Annotated in this window: 19 protein-coding genes; 9 read left to right on the top strand and 10 right to left on the bottom strand. The window is 43.3% G+C overall.

Annotation, left to right across the window (positions count from 1 at the left end; all coding sequences use genetic code 11):
- Positions 1–118 precede the first annotated feature (118 nt).
- Positions 119–1429, bottom strand: coding sequence for an alpha-amylase family glycosyl hydrolase (locus RBI_RS02135; protein ID WP_022286667.1), 1311 nt, complete (start codon positions 1427–1429; stop codon positions 119–121).
- 548 nt (positions 1430–1977) lie between these two features.
- On the opposite strand from RBI_RS02135, the gene RBI_RS02130 reads away from it, so the two are divergent.
- Both RBI_RS02130 and RBI_RS02125 read left to right on the top strand, forming a co-directional pair.
- The gene (locus RBI_RS02130) at positions 1978–2973 is read left to right on the top strand and encodes an asparaginase domain-containing protein (protein ID WP_038670676.1); all 996 of its coding nucleotides are present in this window, start codon (positions 1978–1980) and stop codon (positions 2971–2973) included.
- Between the two features lie 96 nt (positions 2974–3069).
- On the top strand, positions 3070–4242 hold the full coding sequence (locus tag RBI_RS02125; RefSeq protein ID WP_038670674.1) for an FprA family A-type flavoprotein: 1173 nt from the start codon (positions 3070–3072) through the stop codon (positions 4240–4242).
- A 101-nt stretch (positions 4243–4343) separates the two neighbouring features.
- Here RBI_RS02125 and RBI_RS02120 read toward each other — a convergent pair whose 3' ends face one another.
- Entirely contained in the window at positions 4344–5036 is a 693-nt protein-coding gene (locus RBI_RS02120) for an ATP-binding protein (RefSeq protein WP_038670672.1), read from the bottom strand.
- A 147-nt stretch (positions 5037–5183) separates the two neighbouring features.
- Between RBI_RS02120 and RBI_RS02115 the strand changes: the two genes are divergently transcribed.
- From RBI_RS02115 to ileS, 4 genes are all read left to right on the top strand, one after another.
- A complete protein-coding gene (locus RBI_RS02115; protein ID WP_038670670.1) occupies positions 5184–5843 on the top strand; it encodes a Crp/Fnr family transcriptional regulator in 660 nt (219 codons plus the stop codon).
- A gap of 223 nt (positions 5844–6066) precedes the next feature.
- Entirely contained in the window at positions 6067–7257 is a 1191-nt protein-coding gene (locus RBI_RS02110) for a coiled-coil domain-containing protein (protein WP_038670668.1), read from the top strand.
- Positions 7258–7522: 265 nt separating this feature from the next.
- The gene (locus RBI_RS02105) at positions 7523–8296 is read left to right on the top strand and encodes a putative ABC transporter permease (RefSeq protein ID WP_038670666.1); all 774 of its coding nucleotides are present in this window, start codon (positions 7523–7525) and stop codon (positions 8294–8296) included.
- A gap of 364 nt (positions 8297–8660) precedes the next feature.
- Positions 8661–11810, top strand: a complete 3150-nt coding sequence (gene ileS, locus RBI_RS02100) for an isoleucine--tRNA ligase (protein ID WP_038670664.1) — start codon at positions 8661–8663, stop codon at positions 11808–11810.
- A 141-nt stretch (positions 11811–11951) separates the two neighbouring features.
- On the opposite strand, the gene RBI_RS02095 is transcribed toward ileS, so the two are convergent.
- Positions 11952–14579, bottom strand: a complete 2628-nt coding sequence (locus tag RBI_RS02095; RefSeq protein ID WP_022286824.1) for a valine--tRNA ligase — start codon at positions 14577–14579, stop codon at positions 11952–11954.
- 363 nt (positions 14580–14942) lie between these two features.
- Complete coding sequence (locus RBI_RS02090; protein WP_022286825.1) at positions 14943–16142, bottom strand: 6-phosphofructokinase; 1200 nt, start codon at positions 16140–16142, stop codon at positions 14943–14945.
- 344 nt (positions 16143–16486) lie between these two features.
- Between RBI_RS02090 and RBI_RS02085 the strand changes: the two genes are divergently transcribed.
- Entirely contained in the window at positions 16487–17041 is a 555-nt protein-coding gene (locus RBI_RS02085) for an SH3 domain-containing protein (RefSeq protein WP_051706303.1), read from the top strand.
- A gap of 177 nt (positions 17042–17218) precedes the next feature.
- On the opposite strand, the gene RBI_RS02080 is transcribed toward RBI_RS02085, so the two are convergent.
- From RBI_RS02080 to nth, 5 genes are all read right to left on the bottom strand, one after another.
- Positions 17219–17626, bottom strand: coding sequence for a DUF6465 family protein (locus tag RBI_RS02080; protein WP_038670661.1), 408 nt, complete (start codon positions 17624–17626; stop codon positions 17219–17221).
- 31 nt (positions 17627–17657) lie between these two features.
- On the bottom strand, positions 17658–17933 hold the full coding sequence (locus RBI_RS02075) for an HU family DNA-binding protein (protein ID WP_022286828.1): 276 nt from the start codon (positions 17931–17933) through the stop codon (positions 17658–17660).
- A 350-nt stretch (positions 17934–18283) separates the two neighbouring features.
- Complete coding sequence (locus RBI_RS02070; protein ID WP_038670658.1) at positions 18284–18487, bottom strand: hypothetical protein; 204 nt, start codon at positions 18485–18487, stop codon at positions 18284–18286.
- Positions 18488–18498: 11 nt separating this feature from the next.
- Complete coding sequence (locus RBI_RS02065; protein WP_038670656.1) at positions 18499–19035, bottom strand: DUF5662 family protein; 537 nt, start codon at positions 19033–19035, stop codon at positions 18499–18501.
- A 66-nt stretch (positions 19036–19101) separates the two neighbouring features.
- On the bottom strand, positions 19102–19728 hold the full coding sequence (gene nth / locus RBI_RS02060; RefSeq protein ID WP_038670654.1) for an endonuclease III: 627 nt from the start codon (positions 19726–19728) through the stop codon (positions 19102–19104).
- 409 nt (positions 19729–20137) lie between these two features.
- Between nth and gdhA the strand changes: the two genes are divergently transcribed.
- Positions 20138–21490 carry an NADP-specific glutamate dehydrogenase gene (gene gdhA / locus RBI_RS02055; protein WP_038670652.1) on the top strand — a complete coding sequence of 451 codons (1353 nt, stop codon included), beginning with the start codon at positions 20138–20140 and terminating at the stop codon, positions 21488–21490.
- 97 nt (positions 21491–21587) lie between these two features.
- Here the strand turns inward: gdhA and RBI_RS02050 are convergent, their stop codons facing one another.
- Positions 21588–22577, bottom strand: coding sequence for a 2-hydroxyacid dehydrogenase (locus tag RBI_RS02050; protein WP_038670650.1), 990 nt, complete (start codon positions 22575–22577; stop codon positions 21588–21590).
- Positions 22578–22786: 209 nt separating this feature from the next.
- Here RBI_RS02050 and RBI_RS02045 point away from each other — a divergent pair, with 209 nt between their 5' ends.
- Positions 22787–24196, top strand: a complete 1410-nt coding sequence (locus RBI_RS02045; protein ID WP_038670648.1) for a helix-turn-helix domain-containing protein — start codon at positions 22787–22789, stop codon at positions 24194–24196.
- Positions 24197–24222 lie beyond the last annotated feature (26 nt).

The raw sequence follows: 24222 nt of genomic DNA, 5'->3' as shown, positions 1-24222 counted from the left end.
CACAATTGAGGTAAACCAAACGAGCGAACAATGTTCGCCCCTACATTTTTTATTGCTACACAAAAAAAGGACAGCACTTTGGAAAAAAATGCTGTCCTTTTTCTATATTCATATAGGTCTATCTTTCCATTTTCCAGAACTCTACAGAGTATGGCTTAAGCTCGCTGCCGCCACCAAAATCATGGATAGTGCCTGTGAGAAGCTCCTCTGCCTGACCGCAGCCTGCATCAAAGTGAGCTGTGAAAGGCTGATCGTCAGCGTTTATTGCAACAAGGACACGCTCACCCTCGAACTCACGCTCGATTATACACTGCTTATTGGTAAGAACAGGTATTTTGATAGAGCCATAGCAGAGAGCCTTGCTGTTTTTATGTGCCTCTGCCATTTTTGAGATAAGCTCTGTAAGGTCGTTCCACTCAGGCTTTTCAAAGCTTACACGGAGCGCAGGATCGCCCTCGCTCTTGTTTGCCTTTGTTCCCCACTCAGAGCCGTAATATACACATGGGATACCAGGCATACCAAAGAGCATTCCATAGATAAGTGGCAAATGACGCTCATTTGTGAGCTGGCTTGCTATTCTTGATACGTCATGGTTATCAACAAAGCACAGCAGGTGCATTCCTCTGTATCTGCACCAGTTCTCAGGTCCGAACTGATTTTTCAGAGAGTGGCATATCTCGAACATATTCATGCAATTGAAGCTTGAATAAAGTCCCTTATAGCACTCGTAGTTCGTGCAGGAATGGAGCATTTCAGGATTTACCCACTGAGCATAATCACCATGTAGAAGCTCGCCGATAAGAACGAAATCCTGCTTGAGCCAATCGCAATGCTGTCTGAGGCGCTTCAAGAAGTTCTTATCAAGGCAATATGCAACGTCAAGGCGGAGTCCGTCTATATCAAACTCCTTGACCCAATTTGTTATGCATTCCAAGATATGATCCACTACCTGCGGATTGTTAAGGTTTAGCTTAACAAGGTCAAAGTGACCCTCCCAGCCCTCATACCAAAGTCCGTCATTATAGTTGCTGTTGCCGCCGAAATTGATATGGAACCAATCTTTATATGGTGAGTTCTCACGGTTTTTCAGAACGTCCTGAAAAGCCCAGAAGCCTCTGCCGACGTGATTGAAAACGCCGTCCAAAACTACCTTTATGCCGTTTTCGTGAAGCTCTTTGCAGACCTTTGCAAAGTCCTCATTTGTGCCAAGGCGACAATCTATCTTGCGGTAATCTCTGGTATTATAGCCGTGAGTGTCGGAATCGAACACTGGTGAAAAATAGATAGCGTTGGCACCAAGCTTTTTGATATGAGGTATCCAATCTATTACCTTTAATATTCTGCTTTCCTCTTTGCCGTCATTCTCAAATGGCGCACCGCAGAATCCAAGAGGATAGATCTGATAAAATACACTTTCGTATGCCCACATAATATTATCTTCCTTTCTGATACTAATAGAAAATGTTGTTCGCAGGTAATATAGATCTGCCGAAAAAGGGCTGGCGAACGATGTTCGCCCCTACAGGGGTGGCATGACGTTTCTAGTCCTTAAATTTCTCAGCTTATTTATATTTTATGAGATATCTGCGAAACTATAGTTAAACTGTACAAAATACAACAAAAGGCAACACCGCACAAGGATTGTGCGTAAGATGCGCCGTCAGATTTTTCGTCAGATTGTGCTAAAGCGACGCAGGAATACTAACGTATTCAAAGCTGGTGAACCAGCTTGAGAGCTTTAGTGCGATATGACGGAAAATCTGCAAGCAGATTGCGTGCAAAGCCGACAGGCGTGCCTTGTGCGGTGTTGCCTTATTATTATATCAAATCCTGACATATTTCTCAATACTCATTTTTCATTAATATAATCCACACTTTTGTGCATTTTGTACAACTATTGACAAATCAATCGTGAAATGATATTATATTTATAACAAATGTCAAGGGTTGATTTTTGGTAAAGGCAGGGATAAAAATATGAAGAAGATACTTGTGCTTTTCACAGGCGGAACTATCGGGAGCATTACTACTGACGGCATTATAGATGTTGAGCGTGAGGGAAAATACGCTGTTGTGGAGGCTTACAAGAGTGCATACGGCGATGATGTGAAATTTGAATGTCGACAGGTACTTAATATACTCAGCGAAAACATGGGGTTTTCGGGGTGGGAGAAAATGATACACGAGATAAACAGCATTGACACGGCTTTATACTCGGGAGTTATCCTCACCCACGGAAGCGACACCCTTGCTTACACTTCTGCTCTGCTTGGAATGTATTTCAGGCATTTTGATATACCCCTTTTTATTATCGCAAGCAACAAGCCCATTGGCGAGAAAGGTTCAAACGGGCTTTTCAACTTCACCTCGGCGGTGGGGCTTATAAAAGAGGGGAAATACAAGGGCGTTTTCACGCTGTACGAGAGGGTCATGCTTCCTACTAGGGTGATACCTGCAGACACCTGTCGGGACAGGTTTGGGGTATATGGTTATGACGGTTTCAACGACTTTTCTGTTTTCAGCGGAGTGAGCGAGAATATGCTGTCACGCCCTAGGGAACGGATTTTCCATAATGATGTCAAATTTGGGAAGCGTGTTCTTTTTATAGAGGGTTATCCTGCAATGGACTTCGGGTGCTTTGTGCCAAACGAGGACACGGCGGCGGTGCTTTACTCACCTTATCACAGTGCGACGGCTTGCACTGACGTTTCAGAAGGGAAAAGCTATGCACTGACGGAATTTATCAAGCGGTGCATAACAAAGAACATCATGGTGTATATTTGCGGTCTGAAAAGAAAAGTGCCTATATACTCCACTGTGGCGGAGATAATAAAGGCAGGCAGCATACCAATATACACCACCTCAGCGGTGGCGGCTTATATGAAGCTTCTGCTTGCTTACAATCAGGAGGAAATGCCTGTGAAAGAGGTCATGGGGAAAGACCTTTTCTTTGAGGAGGTAAAATTCTCATAAACATTGTTTCAGTTATTGACAAAATGCTGAGCTTGTGATAAAATCAAAGTATATTAAAATAGTATATTTAGAAAAAGTACAACGGAGGTAATAAAAATGGCAGACACAAAAATTTCAGACTCAGTTATTTATATTGGTGCAGACGATCATGACATTGACCTTTTTGAGAGCCAATATGTTGTGCCAAACGGCGTTTCGTACAACTCTTATGTTATCATTGACGAGAAGATAGCGGTAATGGACACTGCTGACCCTAGGGTAACGGACGTTTGGTTTGACAATCTTGAAAAGGCTTTGGGCGGCAGAAAGCCTGATTATCTTGTTGTTCAGCACATGGAGCCTGACCATGCAGGAAACATCAAAAAGCTTGCGGAGAAATATCCTGAAATGAAGATAGTGGGAAATGCAAAGACTTTCCCTATGATGAAGCAGTTTTTCACCATTGACGGACTTGACGATAGGTCTGTTGTGGTAAAAGAGGGGGACACGCTTTCTCTTGGAAACCACACACTTCAGTTCGTAATGGCGCCTATGGTACACTGGCCTGAGGTAATGGTGACATACGAGCAGAGCGAAAAGCTGTTGTTCTCTGCTGACGGATTTGGAAAGTTCGGCGCACTTGATGTTGAGGAGGACTGGGCTTGCGAGGCTAGAAGATACTATTTCAACATTGTGGGCAAATACGGTGCACAGGTGCAGGCACTGCTGAAAAAGGCGTCGGCACTGGACATAAAGATGATACTGCCTTTACATGGTCCTATACTCAAAGAAGATCTTGGTTACTATCTTGGACTTTACAACACATGGTCAAGCTATCAGCCTGAGAGCAAGGGCGTATTCGTTGCATATGCTTCAATACACGGAAACACTGCAAAGGCGGCTGAAAAGCTTGGTGAGATGCTGAAAGAAAAGGGTGCTGAGAAGGTAGTTATCAGCGACCTTTCAAGAAGCGACATGGCAGAAAATATTGAGGACGCTTTCAGATATGACAGGATCGTACTTATGGCAAGCAGTTATGACGGCGGTGTGTTCCCTGTTATGGAGGATTTCCTTATGCACCTTAAGTCAAAGAACTATCAGAACAGAAAGATAGGTCTTGTAGAGAACGGCTCATGGGCGCCTACTGCGGCAAGAGTCATGAAGGGATATGTGGAGAACTTCAAGAATGTTACCATTGCTGAGCCTGTTGTGACTATACGCTCTACGCTTAATGAGGCTTCGGAAAAGGCTTTGGGCGAGTTGGCTGAGGTCATGGCTAAGGGTGAATAAATTTCGCTCAGTCAGATAAATCAGACACAAAAAAATGCGGGCGGCAAGAGGCCGCCCCTACAGATATGAAAAAGGCAGGACGTTTTGTCCTGCCTTTTGTGTTATATCACATTGCCGTCTGTGGTGATTATTCTTACTGCCACGGGGATATTTTTGCCGCTGTCGGTTACTGCTTTTCTTACTGCGTGTTCTATTCCGCCACAGCATGGAACTTCCATTCGGGCTACTGTTATGCTGCAGATATTGTTTCTTTTCACTATCTCGCCAAGCTTTTCGGAATAGTCTGTGGCGTCAAGCTTCGGACAGCCTATGACGGTTATTTTGCCTGTCATGAAATCGGAATGGAAACTGCCGCAGGCATAAGCTGTGCAATCCGCAGCGACAAGCAGGTCTGCACCGTCAAAATAAGGTGCGTTCACAGGTACAAGCTTTATTTGCACAGGCCACTGCATAAGCTGTGACGGAGTTTTTGCTGACGGGGTATCTACCGGGGCTGGCTTTTTGGCAAATGTTTTCATCATTGAGCCCGGGCAGCCATGGAAAACAGGCTTGCCAAGGCGTTTTTTGTTTTCTTCCACTGCCTTTTCGTCATAGGCGGCAGCTTCTCGCTCAACAAAGGATATGGCGTTCGTTGGGCAGGCTGGAAGACAATCTCCAAGGCCATCGCAATAATCGTCACGCATAAGCTTTGCTTTGCCGTTCACCATGCCTATTGCGCCTTCGTGGCAGGCTTTAGCACAAGCACCACAGCCGTTGCACTTTTCTTCGTCTATTTGTATTACTCGTCTTATCATATGGTTACCTCCGTATTTTTATTGATATATTTCGTTTCGGCATAAAGCTCTTGACTTTATGCTATGATTATAATATAATCTTATCGCAAAGTCTGTTGTAATTACAACATAAGCATAAAATTATTTCGTAAAAATGAGGAAGATAAAATGGATAATAAATACATTAAGATAATAAAAGGCACTCCCCTTTTCCAGGGCATGAGCGACGAGGAGATAACTCAGTTTCTCAGACCTGACGGCAGTGGCATAAAAAGCTTTCGCAAGGAAAGCTATATTTTTCACGCAGGAGACAAGACCGCTTATTTCGGCATACTTCTGGAGGGCAAGGCGCTTATCGAACGTGACGAGCTTTGGGGTGGCAGGAGCATAATCGCTCCTTTAGAGGCAGGACAGCTTTTCGGAGAGGTCTATGCCTGCACAGGTGAACCGCTGGGGGTGAGCGTATGTGCAAAGGAGCAATGCACAGTGCTGTTTTTATCCCCTGAGTCTATTATAAAGGAAAGTTCAACGCTGACGGCTAGGCTTCTAAAGATAACGGCTATGAAAAATCTCAGGCTCAACGAAAAAATACAAGTGATAACCCCAAGGACTATCAGAGAGCGTGTTATGGCTTATCTTTCTTCGCTTGCAAAGAAAAGCGGATCGCACATTGTCACGACAAATTTCGACCGTCAACAGCTTGCAGATTTTCTCTGCGTTGACCGCAGTGCGCTGTCAACAGAGCTTGGAAAAATGCACCGTGAGGGGCTGATAGATCTCAAGGGTCGGGAGTTTATACTGCCTGAAAACTGCTCTCATGGAACGTGATTTGTTAATTTATATGTAAATAATAAGTCATTTAACCATATTCATTTTTTCTGCTCTTTTTAAAGAAAAAATGCATATTTTATATTGACACAACCTGCTTTGTGTTGTATAATATATATAGTGCCGCCGTGACAGTTCATAATTACTTAAACGTTTATTGTGGAAATGTATTTATTTACAAATAGTCACGGTATTGGGAAATTGATTGAAAGGATTGATTGCTTTGGCAAAGAAGAATGAAAGCATAAGCGACAAGATCGTTCGTTTGTATAAGGAGGGCTACTCCATTCCTGAGATAGCAAAAGAAATGGAGATGCCTAAGGATAATGTTCCGAGAATACTTGAAAAGCACTTCCCTGACTATGCAAGCTTTGAACAGCCTGTAAGAGAGGGTGCTGATGAAAACGGCAACGGAAAAAAGAGCGTTTTCAATATGTCTGTAAGCGAGCTTTTCGGAAAGAAGAACAAAAAGCAGGAGAATGTTGAGCCTGCAAGGGTAACTGTAAATCTGGCTATGGACGATGACGGATTTGTTGATCACAGTGTTGCGGCTATCGCCTCAATGCTTCAGAAAGGCAGAAGCGTAAACGATATTGCAGGATTCTTTAATAAAGATCCTGAGGATATCAAGGCTGTTCAGGGCTGTATGGACGAGCATTTCAAAAGAATGAATACATACAAGGGTCCAAAGGTCGACCCTGCGTCTGAGCATAAGGAAGAGCCTGCTCAGAACATAACTGATCCGCTGGCGGCAAGCCTTGCAAGCGGCATTGCAAAGAGAAAGAGCAATATGTATGCAACAGGTATCGAAACACCTGCAAAGGCTGAACCTGCTTCCGCTCCTGTTCCTCCTGAGGACAATAGCGTTCACCTTGTTACTCCTGAGGCTCTCAAAGAGGCTGAGGAAAAAGCTAAGGCAGAGGAAAATGCAAAGGCTGAAGCTACTGTGGCTGAGGAAGTTCCTACAATGGACGAGGTCGAGATGCCGTCAATCGAGCCTATAAGCCTTGATGACACAATGGTGGTTTCACCTGCCCCTGAGTCTACTATGCCGTCTATAGAAGACGAGATAGCTGAAAAGAAAGCTGCGGAAGCTGAAAATACAAATAATAATGAGGAGGGCGAGAATATGGGTATGAGTCCAATGGAAAAAATGCGTATGTTTGCGCAGGAGCAGATCGAGATGAACAACAAGAAGATCGACGAGCTTAAGGCAAGCATTGCTGAAACTGAGGCAAAGTCTTTGGATCTCGGTAAGCAGGCAAGCGATATCTACGAGGAGATCGTTAAGCTTCAGGAAAAGGCTAAGGCACTCAACGCCGAGAAGGAGCAGGTCGATATTCAGATCAGCCAGGTAAACGCTGAGATCGAAGGCATTAGAAAAGAAAACAACGAATTCAAGAGCTATATGTAATAGCATCTTATTCAAATCATATAAGGCAGGAGGCTTCGGTTTCCTGCCTTTTTTTATTTGCGAGGAATGAAGTGGAAAATAGCACAGATGATAAACGAAAGAAGCAGGACATCGCATTTCTGCCAAGCAGAAATTGCGCCGCTCCCCTACAGGTGGTGGCAGGCTGATGTTTTTTGATTAAAGTCAAACTTTTTTACCTGAAAGTATTGAAAAAATACGGCAAATATGGTACAATGCTTTTATAAACCTTGAAAGGATATTTTATATGAGCAATATACTTATTTTGGCATTCCTTTTCTTTGCAGGGTGTCTGATAGGCTGGGGGATAGAAGTTATTTTCAGACGATTTGAGCCTAACAACAAAGCAAGAAAATGGATAAATCCTGGCTTTCTTATTGGTCCTTATCTGCCTTTATACGGCTTCGGGCTTTGCTCCCTTTATCTGCTGGCGGGACTTGAAAAATTTATACACACTGACAACACTGCTTTGCAGAAGTTTATACTTTTTTTGCTTATGGCTATTGCAATGACAGTGATAGAGCTTATTGCAGGCGAGATATTCATTGTAAAAATGCACGTCAAGCTGTGGGACTACACTGGAAACAAATTCAACTATAAAGGCATAATATGTCCGTTGTATTCGCTCATATGGGCAGCACTGGGCGCGGTCTATTATTTCTTTATACACCCATACATTCTTGACGCACTCAACTGGCTTGCGAATAATTTGGCGTTCTCGTTCTTTATTGGTTTTTTCTATGGTGTTTTTGCTATCGACCTATTCTATTCCCTGAAGCTGGCAGAGAAGATAAAAACGTTCGCAGAAGAGAACGATATGGTCATCAGATACGAGGAGTTCAAACGGCACATCAGAGAAAGTTCAGAGGAGAGAAAAGAGAAATACAGATTTATGCTTTCCATGGGCTCAGGTGCAAGGCTTGGCGAGCATTTGAAAAAGTATCGCGACAAACAGCGTGAGGAGCAACGCGGACACAGGCTCAATGACTTTATATCAAAAATAAAAAAGTCAGATACATGAAAATTAACAAAATAACCATTGACAAAACATCAGCATGGTGATATACTGATTTCATATGTAAAAAACGTTGACGAAGACAGTAGGCTTTATGCGAAAATCTCAGCGAGCCGCCGACAGTGAGAGGGCGGTATGATTAGCTTTAGGCTGAATATCACTTCCGAGTTGCAGGCTGAAAATCAGTATGATAAGTAAGCTTCGCCGCTTTTCCTGCGTTAAAGGGAACGCATATGTCAGTATGCTGAAAAGGTGGTTTGCGAATGGCTTTACGGCTTTCGTCCTGTTTCAGGGCGGAAGCCTTTTTTATTGCATTTTATCTTTATGCGTAACTGATCGTTTATTACAAAATCAGAAAGGATTGATCTTCGTGTACAAAAAGGTTGACACCAATCTGAACTTCGTTCAGAGAGAAAAAGAAGTGGAAAAGTTCTGGGACGATAACAATATCTTTGAAAAAAGTATTGACAGCCGTAAAAAGGGCGAGTCCTATGTTTTCTATGACGGACCTCCAACGGCTAACGGCAAGCCGCATATCGGTCACGTTCTCACTCGTGCTATCAAGGATATGATACCAAGATACCGTGCTATGAAAGGCTATCAGGTACCTCGTAAGGCTGGCTGGGACACACATGGTCTGCCTGTTGAGCTTGAAGTAGAGAAAATGCTTGGTCTTGACGGCAAGGAGCAGATCGAGGAATACGGTCTTGAGCCGTTTATCAAGAAGTGTAAAGAATCTGTATGGAAATACAAGGGTATGTGGGAGGACTTCTCAGGCACTGTTGGCTTCTGGGCTGACATGGAACACCCTTATGTTACCTATGACAACAACTTTATAGAGTCTGAATGGTGGGCTTTGAAGCAGATATATGAAAAGGGCTTGCTTTACAAGGGCTTCAAGATAGTTCCTTACTGCCCACGCTGCGGCACACCGCTTTCTTCTCACGAAGTTGCTCAGGGCTACAAGACAGTTAAAGAGCGTTCTGCTATCGTTCGTTTCAAGCTTGTTGGCAAGGACGAATACTTTCTTGCATGGACGACAACTCCTTGGACGCTCCCTTCAAACGTTGCCCTTTGCGTAAACCCTGATGAAACTTACTGCAAGGTAGAAGCCGCTGACGGCTACACTTATATTCTTGCCGAAGCACTTCTTGACACTGTTCTCGGCAAGCTTGCAACTGAGGACAAGCCTGCATACAAGGTGCTTGAAACTTACAAGGGCAAGGATCTTGAATATATAGAATACGAGCCGCTTTATGAGTGCGCAGGCGAAAGTGCAAAGAAGCAGGGCAAAAAGGGTCACTTTGTTACCTGTGACAGCTATGTAACTATGTCAGACGGTACAGGTATCGTTCATATTGCGCCTGCTTTCGGTGAGGACGACTCTAAGGTCGGAAAGAAGTATGATCTGCCTTTCGTTCAGTTCGTTGACGGCAAGGGCGACATGACTGCTGAAACTCCATATGCCGGAATGTTCGTAAAGGACGCTGACCCTGAGGTACTCAAAGACCTTGACAAGTCAGGCAAGCTTTTTGCCGCTCCTAAGTTCGAGCATGATTATCCGCACTGCTGGAGATGCGGTTCACCTCTTATCTACTATGCAAGAGATACTTGGTTCATCAAAATGACAGATGTCAAGGACAGACTTATCGCTAATAATGACACTATCAACTGGATTCCTGAGAGCATTGGTAAGGGACGTTTCGGTGACTGGCTGAAAAACGTTCAGGATTGGGGCATTTCAAGAAACAGATACTGGGGTACTCCGCTGAACATTTGGGAATGTGAATGCGGTCACAGACATTCTATCGGCTCTATCGAGGAGCTTAAGTCAATGTCAGACAACTGCCCTGATGATATCGAGCTTCACAGACCATACATCGACGCTGTAACTATCAAATGTCCTAAGTGCGGAAAGCAGATGCACCGTGTATCAGAGGTAATTGACTGCTGGTTCGACTCAGGTTCTATGCCTTTTGCACAGCACCACTATCCATTTGAGAACAAGGAGCTTTTCGAGTCACAGTTCCCTGCCGACTTCATTTCAGAAGCTGTTGACCAGACAAGAGGTTGGTTCTATTCACTCCTTGCTATCTCAACGCTTATATTTGACAAGGCTCCATACAAGAACGTTATCGTGCTTGGACTTGTTCAGGACGAGAACGGTCAGAAGATGTCAAAATCAAAGGGCAACGCTGTTGACCCATTCGAGGCACTGGCTAAATACGGTGCAGACGCTATCAGGTGGTATTTCTACACCAATTCTGCTCCATGGCTGCCTAATAAGTTCCATGACAAGGGCGTAACAGAGGGTCAGAGAAAGTTCATGGGCACGCTTTGGAACACATATGCGTTCTATGTGCTTTATGCTGAGATAGACCAGTTCGACCCTACAAAGCATGAGATAGAATATGACAAGCTTTCTGTAATGGACAAGTGGCTGCTTTCAAAGATGAACTCTATGATAAAGGCTGCTGACGATAACCTTAACAACTACAGAATACCTGAGGCTGCAAAGGCTATGCAGGAGTTTGTTGATGATCTTTCTAACTGGTATGTAAGAAGAGGCAGAGAGAGATACTGGGCACAGGGTATGTCACAGGACAAGATAAACGCTTACATGACTCTTTACACTGCTATCGTTACGCTCTGCAAGTGTGCAGCACCTATGGTGCCTTTCATCACTGAGGAGATCTATCAGAATCTTGTTAGAAGCGTTGACAAGGACGCTCCTGAGAGTATCCACCTTTGCGATTATCCTGTTTGCGACGAGAACATGATAGACGAAAAGCTTGAAGCTGACATGGAGGAAGTTCTGGAGATAGTTGTTCTGGGACGTTCTGCAAGAAACGGCGCAAGCCTTAAAAACCGTCAGCCTTTGAGCGTGATGTACGTTGCAGCAGACCACCCACTTGACAGCTACTATATCGACATCATCAGGGACGAGCTTAACCTCAAGGACGTTCAGTTCTCAAATGATGTATCTGCATATATTGATTATAAGTTCAAGCCACAGCTCAAGACACTTGGTCCAAAGTACGGCAAGCAGCTTGGTGAGATAAGAACACAGCTTTCACAGCTTGACGGTCACAAGGCTATGGGCGAACTGAACGAAACTGGCAGCCTGAAACTCACGCTTTCAAGCGGTGAGATAGCACTTGACAAGGATGATGTTCTCATCGAGTCTGAGCAGAAAGAGGGCTTCTACACCCTTTCTGAAAACGGTGTTACTGTTGCTATCAGCACTGTTCTCACTCCTGAGCTTATTGAAGAGGGCTTTGTAAGAGAAGTTATCAGCAAGGTTCAGACAATGAGAAAGGATTCGGGCTTTGAGGTAATGGATCACATCACTGTTTCTGTAAGCGGCAGCGAAAAGGTTATGGCTGTTGTTGACAAGAACAGAGAGGCTATTTCTCATGACGTTCTTGCAGACGATATCGTTCTTGGCGAAAATGTCGGCAACGAAAAGGATTGGGACATCAACGGCGAAAAAGTTTCTATCGGCGTAAAGAAGAACTAATTCTGAGATATAAAAAATCAAGCAGGACAGCTTTCGGGCTGTCCTCCCTTTTTTGTTTTGGGTTATAAGCCATGCACAGCTCCCCCTACATAAAACACAAAAAATGGCGAGGTGAAAGACCTCGCCATTGGTTTTTTTATATTACTTTCTTGCTTCCAGAGCGGAGATAGATTCCATTATCTTTGACATCTTCTCCTCTGCCTTTGCAAGCTTTGCCTTTTCAGCCTCAATAAGCTGTTCAGGGGCTTTTGCAAGGAAGCCCTGATTGCTGAGCTTCTTGCTAAGGAAGTCTATATCCTTCTGTGCATTCTTTCTGTCCTTATCAAGACGTGCAAGCTCCTTGTCAACGTCTATGATATCGGCAAGCGGAATGAAGAATCTTGCACTGTCTGTAACAGCGGCGGCGCAATCCTTTTCCTCGCACTTATCTGTAATGATGACCTCAGATGCAGAAGCAAGTCTTTCAAAGAACATTACGCCCTGTGAGAATACTTCTGGCTGTGCAGTTTCAATATAAAGCTTTGCCTTTACAGACGGCGGAACGTTCATTTCGCCACGGCAGTTTCTTATGCTCTTTATGCCTGCGATTATCTTCTCGAATGTTGCCTCTTCGTCGGCAAATTCAAGCTTTTCGTCATATACAGGGTAATCCTGAACCATGATAGCTGTGCCGTCATTTACGAGAGCCTGCCAGATCTCCTCGGTGATATAAGGCATGAATGGGTGGAGCATTTTAAGCATACCCTTCATTACCCACACGAGAACAGCCTGTGCGGTAGCCTCTGTTTCACCGCCTGCGGCTATTCTTGGCTTTGTAAGTTCGATATACCAATCGCAATAGATATCCCAGATAAAGTCATAAAGCTTTGAAACTGCTACACCAAGCTCGAACTTATCAAGATTATCGTTTACTTCCTTTGCAAGAGTATTGAACTTTGATATTACCCACTTATCCTCAACATTGAGGTTTTCAGGGAGCTTATCAGCCTTGAAATCGTCAGGAAGATTCATCATGATAAATCTTGCGGCGTTCCATATCTTATTGGCAAAGTTTCTTGAGGACTTTACCTTATCCTCGATAAATCTCATATCGTTTCCAGGTGCGTTGCCTGTTGCGAGCATAAATCTCAGGGCATCTGCGCCGTACTGGTCGATGATAACAAGCGGGTCGATACCGTTGCCAAGAGATTTTGACATCTTTCTGCCCTGTGAATCTCTAACAAGACCGTGGATAAGAACAGTATCAAAAGGCTTCTGCTTCATGTTCTCCATGCCTGCAACTATCATTCTGGATACCCAGAACGGAATGATATCATAGCCTGTTACGAGAGTGTTTGTTGGATAGAAATACTCAAGTTCCTCTGTCTTGTCAGGCCAGCCGAGAGTTGAGAACGGCCACAGTGCTGATGAGAACCATGTATCAAGTGTATCAGGGTCCTGACGCATTTCCTTGCCGCACTTAGGACAGCAAGCGTGGTCTTCCTTTGTTACCACAGTTTCACCGCAATCGTCGCAATAAAATGCCGGTATCTGATGACCCCACCAAAGCTGACGTGAGATACACCAATCTCTGATATCGTTCATCCAGTTAAGGTAGTTCTTTTCAAATCTTTCAGGAACAAACTTGATAGAGCCGTCCTCAACAGCCTTTATTGCAGGCTTTGCAAGCTCGTCCATTTTAACGAACCACTGAAGGGATACTCTTGGCTCGACTGTTGTTCCGCAGCGATAGCAAGTACCTACATTATGCTCATGGTCTTCAACATAAGCAAGGAAGCCGCCCTTTTCAAGGTCTTCAACTATCTTCTTTCTTGCCTCGTATCTGTCCATACCTGCATACTCAGGATAATCGTCAACTATCTTTGCGTCCTCAGTAAGAACGTTGATAACAGGCAGGTTATGTCTTTTACCGACTTCAAAGTCGTTAGGGTCATGGGCAGGAGTTATCTTTACGACGCCTGTACCAAACTCCATATCAACATAGCTGTCGGCAACAACAGGTATCTCTCTGCCAACAAGCGGCAAAGTAAGTGTCTTGCCCACGATATCCTTATATCTTTCGTCCTTTGGATTTACTGCAACAGCAGTATCGCCGAGAAGTGTTTCAGGACGTGTTGTAGCAAGCTCTACATATCCGCTTCCGTCTGTAAGAGGATATTTCAGATGCCAGAAGTGACCGGCCTGATCTTCATACTCAACCTCTGCGTTTGAGATAGATGTACGGCAATGCGGGCACCAGTTGATTATTCTTTCGCCTCTATAGATAAGTCCCTTATTATAGTAGTTTATGAAAACTTCCTTTACAGCCTTTGAACAGCCCTCGTCCATTGTGAAACGCTCTCTGTCCCAATCGCAGGAAGAGCCGAGCTTTTTAAGCTGCTCAACTATTCTGCCGCCGTATTTCTTTTTCCAATCCCATGCTCTTTCAAGGAAACCGTCCCTGCCGATATCGTCCTTTGTAAGACCCTCTTTACGCATAGCTTCAACTATCTTTGCTTCTGTTGCGATAGAAGCGTGGTCTGTACCAGGTATCCACTCTGCGGCATATCCGCTCATTCTCTTCCAGCGGATAAGTATATCCTGCAAAGTTTCATCAAGGGCATGACCCATATGGAGCTGTCCTGTGATGTTCGGTGGTGGGATAACTATACAGTATGGCTCTTTCTTGGAATCAGGCTCAGCGTGGAAAAATCCGCCGTCAAGCCAATATTTGTAGATCTTATCTTCTACCTTATTAGGCTCATAAAGCTTTGAAAGCTCTTTTTTCATTATAAAACAATTCCTTTCGCAAATATTTTTTCTATCACAGTATCGTGGCAAGACCAAGAGGTTTTGCTTTTTTGCCGTCAGACTCGTGTCTTAGGCTGTCTGCGAAACGGAACTGTGAATTTCATTTGAAAGCTGAATTTGAGATCACACATTATATTCTTTCCTTTCCGCATGATATGGCATTACTGCACCTATTATAATATTATCTCACTTTTGCACCGAATTGTCAAGGGCTGATGACGGTATGGAACGAAAAAAGCAGAACAGCTTGAAACTGCTCTGCTGAGAGTGTTGAAAAAGACTTAAACAAGCGGGACGTCGAGGGCGCCGTACCCTACAACTTGCATAAAAACGAATTTACGCTTACAGCTTGAAATGAACGGGCATACCGTTTTTCATTGCTATTTTTACCTCGCCTTGGATAAGTGGCAGGAAGTATCTTACGGCTTCCGGATTTACGTCATTGCCGTCCTCGCTTAACCACTGGGCAGGGAAGAATTTTTCCTTATTTGCAGCATCATGGGCGTCAACGCTGTCAACGGTCACAACATAAGGCACGTCGCTGATACGCTTGAATATCATCATTTTACCTGTTTTCCCTGCAAGAGCCGCTTTTACGCCTGCTGAGCCTATTTCCTCGGCTTCGTCTATATCCGTCTTTGAGCAGATATGAGAAGAACATCTCTGCATAACGTTAAGCTCAATAGAACGGACTTTACAGCCGATATTCTCTTTAACGAGCTGTTCAAGGGTCTTTCCTATGCCAGAGAGATACTCGTGACCGAAATTATCCACAACTCTCGGCTTGTTTTCCTCGCCCTTAAGCTTTACGCCCTCGGAAACTGCGATGATAACGGCTTTGTGCTTTGCCATTTGATTTCTTATGTCCTCCAGGAACTTTTCGGCGGTAAAGTTATTTTCAGGAAGATAGATAAGGTGAGGGGCTATCTCGTCATTTGCTCTGAGTACGCAGGTGGAAGCTGTGAGCCAGCCAGCGTGTCTGCCCATTATCTCAACGATAGTGACGGACTCGATAGAATAAACCGAGCTGTCACGGATTATCTCCTGAACCGTTGCGGCAACATACTTTGCGGCAGAGCCGAAGCCTGGTGTATGGTCTGTTACAGGCAGGTCGTTATCTATAGTCTTTGGTATGCCTATAACTCTTATCTTTGAATTTCTTGCCGCAAGATAATCGGAAAGCTTTGCCACGGTATCCATAGAATCGTTTCCTCCGATATAAAAGAAAGCTTCTATCCTATGCTTTTCAAGGCAGTTCAAGATACGCTCATATGTTTCACCGCCCTCCTCAACATCAGGAAGTTTATAACGGCATGAGCCGAGAACTGTTGACGGGGTCTGTCTTAGAAGCTCCATATCCTCGTTTGTTTTTATAACAAGCTTAAGATCTATGAGCTGGTCGTTTATGATACCCTCGATACCATTGAGCGAGCCGAAAACGGCGTCTATCTGTGGTGTTTTCACAGCCTGTTTGAAAACTCCCACCAATGAAGCGTTGATAGCGCAGGTAGGTCCTCCTGATTGTGCAACGGCAATATTCATTATCATCAATCTCCTTACAGCTTACTGAGAATATTAAAATTCTCATATTTGTTATTATTATAGCATATTATATATACAAATAAAAGGGTTATGAAAATTTATTAACATATTTTTTCCCTTTGTAACAAAACAAGCCTTCAATAAAACGTTATATCTATCCACTTTGATAATTTTCACATCTATTACATAAAAACGCCTCCTGATTTACACCATATTGTTATAAAGTAAATGTAAATCGTAACCGAATTTTAATTGACAGAACAGTTTATATTTTGTATAATTAAAGATATAGACACGAAATGTGTCGAACTCTAGTCAAAGAACCGAAAGGAAGAATATAAATAATGCCTGACAACAGAAACAATAAAGGCTACTATCGTCCTGAACAGGATCGCAGACCGCAGGGTCAGAACAGACCTCAGCAGCAGGAAAGCTCCACTTGGCTCACTCCTACTGTAAAGGGAATAATAGCGATACTGCTGACTGTACTTGTGGTAGCCATAGTAATAATGATATTTGCAAAAACTCTTTTTGTGAACACCAACACCACTCCGAAAAAGACCGGTACGATAACTTCTACGGAATACATTCCGCCAAAGACCACCACAACTTCGGAAAAGCCGCAGGAAACATCTAAAAAGTCCAAAAAGACCACTGAGCCTGACGAAGATCCATATGACGGTGATAAAGATGACAACGGTGACGCTGTTGGTGATATCCAGTGCATAAGTGCAGTTTATCTCCACCCACAGCCTACATCGAGCAGTGAAAATCTTCTTACTATCCCATCGGGTGCGACCTGCAAATACTACCGCAACGAAAACGGCTGGTATTATGTTGAATATAATGGCACAAAGGGCTACGCATGGCAGACATTCTTCTCGACACCACCACAGTAATGTGTTTTACGATTTCTTAAATAACGCAGAAAGTGCAGCATGGAAATATGCTGCACTTTCTGTTTATATACGCAAAAAAGCGGAGGTGTTGTCCTCCGCTTGATGTAGCTTATCATACAGATAGAACGTGTTAAATAGCGGGCGAACGCTGTTCGCCCCTACACACAAATGTTACAATTAGAGTTCTACCTTGTAATCCTCTGAGCCTACGCCCTTTACAGTGTAGTAAGCAACGCCCTCTTCAGGCTTGATGTATACTGAAACTGTCTTTGGTGTTCTGTGACCCTTTGCCTTGTAGTCAGCCTTTGCAGCAACCACTACAGCTTCAACATTTATCTCTACGCCTGCGAACTGAACGAATACCTCGTCCTTTATCTCAGCCTCAACTGCTTTCTTTACAGTTTCCTTCTTTGCCTTTGTTGCCTTTGCTGCGGTCTTTACTGCCTTTTCTGCCGTCTTGACAGCTTTCTTTGCTGTTTCCTTTACTGCTGCGCCTGTCTTTTCAGCAGCAGACTTTACCTCAGCCTTGACTTCCTTTACAGCTTCTTCTGCCTTCTTGTCAGCGGTGATCTTCTTTTCAGCCATTGTAAAACCTCTCCTTTAAAAGTGTTACTAATTACTTATCCACAGCCTCTTTAAGAGCCTTGCCTGCCTTGAATGCAGGAACCTTCTTTGCAGGAACATGGATAGGCTTCTTTGTTGCAGGATTGATAGAATCCTTAGCTGCACGATCTCTTACCTCAAATGCACCAAAACCTACGATAGATACCTTTTCGCCCTTTACAAGTGCCTCTGTGATAGTTTCTGTTACAGCCGCAAGTGCCTGCTCTGCTTCCTTTTTAGAATAGCCGCCCTTTTCTGCTATTGCGGATATCAGATCATTTTTTGTCATTTTGAATCTACCTCCGTTATAATTTTTTACATTGTTTTTATGCTATTATTATAACGTATTTGACCTCTCTTGTCAAATAAATTGCCCGATTTTGCGTGCTTTCTTGCAATCTTTGTAGCTTTACATAAAAAAGAGGCATAGTCACCGCTTGATTTTTGTACTTATTCACACGTTGGAAATAGTATTTATAATTTAGCCATAATTAACTTTCGATCAGCATCATTATTTTTTTATAAACGCCTATTTTTCGCACTTTGTAAAAATCACCCACAAAATATTCTTACATATATTTCATTTCAAAGTTCATTAAATATTTACATTCTTTTATATACTCTCTCATGCTACATAATTCATTTTTTCAATCCGTATTTTTCATAAAAAGCCTCAACATCGCTGTCGCTTTTCACAAGCTCGGGATACATTATCTCACGAGTGTTGCGGTTATAAAAGCCGATAGTTTTCTCGCCGGTACAGGTGCTTGACATTATTTTTATCTCCATTCCCCTGCACTCCTCAGGGACAGGCTTGACAGTTTTCTTTTTGAAAATTCCCACGGAAATTCCCCCTAATATTTTTTCAAACGTCTTATATAAGCGAAAGTGTAGTCCTCGCCTTTATCACGAAGCATTGTAAGAAGCTTCTCCAAAAGGTCTGATGTTTCAGGGTGGATGGCTCTTGTCTTTTTTGCTCTTAAAAAGTACGCAAGAGGTGCACCGTCGTCGTATTTGTCTTTCATATATATCTTGCTTGCGGCAACTCTGTCGCAGAACATTTCTTTCACATATTTAAGGGGCATTTTCACAGGGGTCATCAACTTAGTCCGCAGGTCATAGTCCGTCCAATATTCAAAGTGATGCTTATTTCTTCCCTTGTGATGCATCCAGCCGTAAGAAAATCCGTATTCTTCACGCTCTGCTTCATGGGGCGAACGTGTGCCTTGATAATATTTACAGCCCTTGAGAAACTCCTCCGGGGAATATTTTGAAAGGTCATGCCTCAGACCCTGCCACAAAATGCCTGCCTTATAGCAGTTTTTTATCACTCCGTGGCGATGTCTTGTAATGGTCTTGAAATGCTCCCATGCCTTTATCAAAACGCTCATCTCCTCTGCATTTCATCTTGTGACCTTATTATACTACTTTTGCATTATTATTTCAACAGCCTGCGGTCATTTTCTGCTGCCGCAGATATCAAGTAGGGGACACTCGCTGCAGCGTTCTCCCCTTGCCTTGCAGTATTCACGTCCGAACAGTACAAGGCGGTGACAGAAATCAGAGGATCTCTCAGGGGGAAGTATCTTTTTCAGATCCTCTTCCACCTTTGCAGGCTCTTTATTTTTTGTAAGCCCAAGTCTGCCGCATATCCTTATACAGTGGGTATCAGTTACCACCGCAGGCTTATGAAAAACATCTCCCATAACAAGATTTGCCGTCTTTCTGCCTATGCCTGCAAGGGTAGTGAGCTTTTCTATGGTATCAGGTATCTCACCGCCAAAGTTATCCATTATCTGTCTGCACATTGCTACGATAGAGCGAGCTTTTGTTTTATACAGACCGCATGGGCGTATTATCTCCTCAATATCAGCAACATCTGCGTTAGCAAAATCCTCAATAGTCTTATATTTTGCAAAAAGATCTTTTGTGACGATATTCACCCTTGCGTCTGTACACTGTGCAGAAAGCCTGCCTGCTATCATAAGCTCGTGGGGCTTTTTATAGTCAAGGGAGCATATGCCCTCGGGGTAGACCTGCTCCAGCCTTTCCACTATCATTTGTGCACGTTCTTTCTTTGTCATCGGTACTGCTCCTTTGTTTATAAGTGCTTTATTACTTTATATTGTACACTTTTTTGCAGGATTCGTCAACCAAAATTTCATATCAGGGACGATATTCCAGCGGGTTTGTGCGTTATACCGGCATAAAAATGCGTTTTGTCATTTTTGCAGGCAGAAACAGCTTTGGTCACAGTGCACTGATTTGTCGACATTTCACGGAAATTTTACACGAATTATGAATTTATAATCGTGATTTTACTTCACATTTCAAAAAAAGGCTATGATTTTTATACAATTTCAATAAAATTATGAAATTTTGCATTTTACTACTTGCAAATTGCAAAATAGTGTGCTATAATAAGTAGGTGATGTGCGGAATGAGTAAAAAAGCCGTGCACAAATTATAATTTATAAGATGGGAGTTTTAATAATGGCTTTGAACAATGCGTATCTTGAAAGCGTTTATGAGAAGGTTGAGAAGAGAAATCCCGGCGAAAAGGAATTCCTCCAGGCAGTATATGAGGTACTGGAAAGCCTCATTCCTGTTGTAGAAAAGAGACCTGACCTTGTTGAGGCAGGTATAATCGACAGAATAGTTGAGCCAGAAAGACAGATCATTTTCCGTGTTCCTTGGGTAGATGACAATGGCAAGGTACAGGTAAACAGAGGTTTCAGAGTTCAGTTCAACTCTGCTATAGGACCATACAAGGGCGGTATCAGACTTCACCCTTCAGTATGTGCATCAGTAATCAAGTTCCTCGGCTTCGAGCAGATCTTCAAGAACAGCCTTACAGGTCTTCCTATCGGCGGCGGTAAGGGTGGTTCAGACTTCGATCCTAAGGGCAAGTCTGACGGAGAAGTTATGAGATTCTGCCAGAGCTTCATGACAGAGCTTTGCAAGCACATCGGTGCTGACACAGACGTTCCAGCAGGCGATATCGGTACAGGTGCAAGAGAGATCGGCTATATGTTCGGTCAGTACAAGAGAATCAGAAACGAGTTCACAGGCGTTCTTACAGGTAAGGGTCTTTCATACGGCGGATCACTTGCAAGAACAGAGGCTACTGGTTATGGTCTTTGCTACTACACATCTGAGATGATCAAGTGCATGAAGAATGAAACATTCGCAGGCAAGACAGTTGTTATCTCTGGTTCTGGTAACGTTGCTATCTACGCTACAGAGAAGGCTACAGAGCTGGGCGGCAAGGTAGTTGCACTTTCTGACTCTAACGGTTATGTATACGATCCAAACGGCATCAACCTTGATGTTGTTAAGCAGATCAAGGAAGTTGAGAGAGGCAGAATCAAGGAGTATGTAAACAGAGTACAGGGTGCTGAGTACCACGAGGGCTGCAGCGGCATTTGGACTATCAAGTGCGACATCGCTCTCCCATGCGCTACACAGAACGAGATCAACGAAGAGTCAGCTAAGGCTCTCGTAGCTAACGGTGTATTTGCTGTTGCTGAGGGTGCTAATATGCCTTCAACTCCAGAGGCTATCGCTGTATTCCAGAATGCAGGCGTTCTCTTTGGACCAGCAAAGGCTGCTAACGCAGGCGGTGTTGCTACATCAGCTCTTGAGATGTCACAGAACAGCGAGAGACTTTCTTGGACATTCGAGGAAGTTGACGCTAAGCTCAAGAACATCATGACAAACATCTTCCACAACTCATACAATGCAGCTAAGGAGTACGGTCTTGAAGGCAACCTCGTTGCAGGTGCTAACATCGCAGGTTTCCTGAAGGTCGCTGACGCAATGAAGTGGCAGGGTATCGCTTACTAATATAAGCGTATAAACAAAGCTATATACGAAGCGGACAGTCAACTGACTGTCCGCTTTTTTTATATCATGCCAGACTTATGTGAATGTTCCCGTAAGTCTATTTGACCTGATTTTCTTTTATTATCCTGCCACGCTCAAAAGCACAAGCATTCTCAAGCGTTGTGCGGCTTATGGCGGCTAGGGCTTCTTCGGTGAAAAAGCCCTGATGAGATGTGACGATAACGTTAGGAAAAGACAGAAGCCTTGCGGTCACGGAGCTTTCTAGGATATCCTCCTGTCGGTTTTCAAAGACGTTCTCCGTTTCTTCTTCATAAACGTCAAGACCCACTCCGTGGAATTTTCTGCTTCTGATACCCTTTATAAGGTCTTCGGTATTCACAAGCGCACCTCGGGAGGTATTTACGAAAACAACATTCTCTTTCATAAGGGAGATAGTTTCAGTATTGATAAGATGATAGCTTGATTCTGTCAGGGGGCAATGGAGCGAGATAAGGTCACTTTCTCTCAGGACTTCGCTAAGGGGATAATACTTCACGAAGTCAAGGTCAGGGTTTTGATAAACGTCATAAGCTATAACACGCATACCAAAGCCGTGGCATATCCTGCACATTGCCGCACCTATCCTGCCTGTGCCTATTATACCAGCGGTCTTGCCATGAAAATCAAGTCCCATAAGACCATTCAGGCTGAAATTGTTCTCTCTTACCTTTATATAGCCCTTGTGTATTCTTCTTGTTACTGCAAGCGCAAGCGCCATGGCGTGTTCTGCCACGGCTTCCGGAGAATACCCAGGCACTCTAAGCACTGTTATGCCGTATTTATCGGCGGCTTTTATATCAACATTATTATAGCCTGCACATCGCATAAGAAGAAGCTTTACACCGTGTTCATGGAGCCGTCTAAGCACTGAGCCTGTTATCGTTGAGCTTACAAAGGCACACACGCCCTCACAGCCCTCGGCAAGCCTTGCTGTGTCTTCCGTCAAGTCGGCTTCAAGGTAGATGCTTTCTATATCGGGATAGTTTTTTCGCTGCTTTTCAAATGAATCTATATCATACTGCTTTGCGTCATAGAATATTATTTTCATGAAAACTCCTCCAAATTTTAAAGTATTTCATTTTACGCTTGTATTTTTTGCAGCTGTTTATAAAAATATACGGTTTTTGCCTTAATAAGATAAAATTATCAAAGGTTGACAATTGTGCGTAAATAGGATATAATATAGGTATCGGTATGTAAAAATATACTTTAAATATACTTTAAATGCCTGTTTTCTACAGAAAGGATATGATGCCAATGTCACAATTTTCGGAACTTCTCAAAGAATACATAAAGAAAAAAGATATTACTATAAAAGCCCTTGCCGAAAAATGTGGTATCGACAGAACATATCTTCATAAGATACTCAAAGGGGAAAGGAAAGTGCCAAGCGTAGATTTTGTAGAAAATATAAGCTTGCAGCTCATGCTTTCCACAGAGGATAAAAGCAGGCTCATGGAGCTTTATAACATTTCTGAGATGGGGGAAGATGTCTACAATCGCCGCAAGCAGGTGTCAAAGATAATACACGATATGGCAAACACCAACATGGAAGATCCTGACGCTCTGACTTTCAAGACAGAAGTTGATATTGACTCTGTGCCTGAGATATCCATCTACACCGACAAACGTGAGCTTAGAAAAAACCTGCAGGTGCTTATATGCAGCGATGTTCATAATGGTTCTGACATTCAGGTCATCGCTCAGCCAACAGAGTTTCTTACCAATCTGCTGTCCATTGCCGCAGAAGGCAGCGAGTCTACCATAAACCATCTGTTCTTCTTTGACAACACCTCATACGAAAAAAACACCGCAAAATACAATCTGGATATTTTTCCGTTCATATGTCACCTTGCACAAAAGCATGAAAAATATGAGGCTTTTTATTATTATGAGGGTGCGTCGGCATATTTCAACTCCACGAACATCATGCCAAACATAATGATAACGAATAATTTTCTGATCAGAACAGACAGCGATTATTGTGAGGGCGTTATATACAGATCTAAGCCTATGGTAGAATTTTATATGCGGCAGTTTGAAAAGTTCAAGACAAAATGTGCAAAGCTTCTCGACCACGCCGTGAATATTCTGGAATATGTTTACTTTTGGTACGATGACAACGCAAATTTCATCGGCGTAGATTTTCAGCCATGCACCATGCTTTGTCTTACAGAGGATATATACAACGCCCATGCACTTTTGCCAGCTGACGCAAAGGAATTTGTAAAAGCAAAGCTCACCATGGGCAAGAAGGCTCTTTCTGAACACAAATTTGTAAATCTGTTCAGTGAAAAGGGTCTTGCAGAGTTTATGACGACGGGAGAGATTTTTGAGCTTCCGAGAAATTCATATACTTTTCCCACTCTTGCAGAACGCAAGATAATGCTTCAGATAATGATATCGCTTTGTGAAAACGGCATGGCAGACTACAGGATAATAAAGAACGACTATTTTGCGGTGTCGAAAAATCTTTGTATCAACATTTCTGACAACACAAGTCTTAACATCATTGCCAGAAACAACTGCTTCTCTGATTTTTCTTATTTGAAGATAAGCGAAACGAGCCTTGTTCAGGCTTTCTGGGATTATTTTCAGCACTTTATAGATTCTGACGCTGTTTGCTCACATGAAGAAACTATCGAGATACTCAGGTCTTATTTGTAAAAAATGGGCGACCAAAAGCCGCCCAC

The sequence above is a fragment of the Ruminococcus bicirculans (ex Wegman et al. 2014) genome (genome assembly GCF_000723465.1).
Lineage (GTDB): Bacteria > Bacillota > Clostridia > Oscillospirales > Ruminococcaceae > Hominimerdicola > Hominimerdicola aceti.
The sequence above is the reverse complement of the archived record's forward strand: the minus strand, read 5'-3'. Positions and strand labels throughout refer to the sequence as shown.

Bases quoted from the DNA above. Each gene is read 5' to 3' on its own strand.
- RBI_RS02120 (WP_038670672.1), bottom strand. From the start codon at position 5,036: ATGATAAGACGAGTAATACAAATAGACGAAGAAAAGTGCAACGGCTGT.
- RBI_RS02115 (WP_038670670.1), top strand. From the start codon at position 5,184: ATGGATAATAAATACATTAAGATAATAAAAGGCACTCCCCTTTTCCAG.
- RBI_RS02130 (WP_038670676.1), top strand. From the start codon at position 1,978: ATGAAGAAGATACTTGTGCTTTTCACAGGCGGAACTATCGGGAGCATT.
- nth (WP_038670654.1), bottom strand. From the start codon at position 19,728: ATGACAAAGAAAGAACGTGCACAAATGATAGTGGAAAGGCTGGAGCAG.
- RBI_RS02135 (WP_022286667.1), bottom strand. From the start codon at position 1,429: ATGTGGGCATACGAAAGTGTATTTTATCAGATCTATCCTCTTGGATTC.
- RBI_RS02065 (WP_038670656.1), bottom strand. From the start codon at position 19,035: ATGAGCGTTTTGATAAAGGCATGGGAGCATTTCAAGACCATTACAAGA.
- RBI_RS02075 (WP_022286828.1), bottom strand. From the start codon at position 17,933: ATGACAAAAAATGATCTGATATCCGCAATAGCAGAAAAGGGCGGCTAT.
- RBI_RS02045 (WP_038670648.1), top strand. From the start codon at position 22,787: ATGTCACAATTTTCGGAACTTCTCAAAGAATACATAAAGAAAAAAGAT.
- RBI_RS02090 (WP_022286825.1), bottom strand. From the start codon at position 16,142: ATGAATATTGCCGTTGCACAATCAGGAGGACCTACCTGCGCTATCAAC.
- RBI_RS02050 (WP_038670650.1), bottom strand. From the start codon at position 22,577: ATGAAAATAATATTCTATGACGCAAAGCAGTATGATATAGATTCATTT.
- RBI_RS02125 (WP_038670674.1), top strand. From the start codon at position 3,070: ATGGCAGACACAAAAATTTCAGACTCAGTTATTTATATTGGTGCAGAC.
- gdhA (WP_038670652.1), top strand. From the start codon at position 20,138: ATGGCTTTGAACAATGCGTATCTTGAAAGCGTTTATGAGAAGGTTGAG.
- RBI_RS02105 (WP_038670666.1), top strand. From the start codon at position 7,523: ATGAGCAATATACTTATTTTGGCATTCCTTTTCTTTGCAGGGTGTCTG.
- RBI_RS02080 (WP_038670661.1), bottom strand. From the start codon at position 17,626: ATGGCTGAAAAGAAGATCACCGCTGACAAGAAGGCAGAAGAAGCTGTA.
- RBI_RS02085 (WP_051706303.1), top strand. From the start codon at position 16,487: ATGCCTGACAACAGAAACAATAAAGGCTACTATCGTCCTGAACAGGAT.
- RBI_RS02095 (WP_022286824.1), bottom strand. From the start codon at position 14,579: ATGAAAAAAGAGCTTTCAAAGCTTTATGAGCCTAATAAGGTAGAAGAT.